General features: G+C 64.6%; 1 protein-coding gene and 1 pseudogene. Both read left to right on the forward strand.

All coding sequences use genetic code 11. The features are described from left to right. A pseudogene (locus tag EN750_RS37865) lies at window positions 1–216 on the forward strand (ABC transporter permease); the annotation flags it as partial. Window positions 217–229: 13 nt separating this feature from the next. Beyond that, window positions 230–636, forward strand: a 407-nt coding sequence (locus EN750_RS37870; protein ID WP_127399502.1) for an SDR family NAD(P)-dependent oxidoreductase, incomplete at its 3' end; no start/stop codon positions are given.

A 636-nucleotide genomic window follows, 5' to 3' on the forward strand; every position in this document is an offset into this window, starting at 1 on the left:
TTCGCCGCTGTCGTCATCGGCGGGGTCAGCCTGAAAGGCGGTGTCGGCACCCTCCCCGGCGTGTATGCCGGCGTACTTTTGCTCTCGGCCATCAACACGGCGATCAATTTGATGGGCCTGCCGGCCAATTTCACCCAGGTGATCCACGGCCTGCTGGTGTTGGCCGCAGTGCTGCTCGACGCCTTCAAGCAAACCATTCGCCAAAGACTCGCATGACAGGACGGCTCGCATGACCAATCGGTTACAAGACAAGGTAGCGCTGATCATCGGCAGCGCCCGCGGCATCGGCAAGGGCATTGCGCTACGCTTTGCCGAGGAAGGCGCAAGGCTGGTGCTGGCCGACACCGAGGCCGAGGCCGGGCAAGCCACCGCTGACGAACTGGGCGCCCCCTTCATCCGCACCGACATCTCGCAAATGAGCGACGCCGAGGCCGCCGTGGCGCTGGCGCTGAAGCAGCATGGCCGCCTCGATATCATCGTGCAGAATGCCGGCATCTATCCCTGGCAGCTGATCGAGAACACCAGCGCCGACGACTGGGACCGCGTCATGGCGGTCAACCTGCGCGGCACCTTCAATGCCAGCCGCGCGGCCTTGGCGCCGATGAAGGCGCCAGGCTTCGGCCGTATGCTCTACAC

This window comes from Mesorhizobium sp. M7A.F.Ca.ET.027.03.2.1, from assembly GCF_003999175.1.
In the GTDB taxonomy this organism is placed as follows: domain Bacteria; phylum Pseudomonadota; class Alphaproteobacteria; order Rhizobiales; family Rhizobiaceae; genus Mesorhizobium.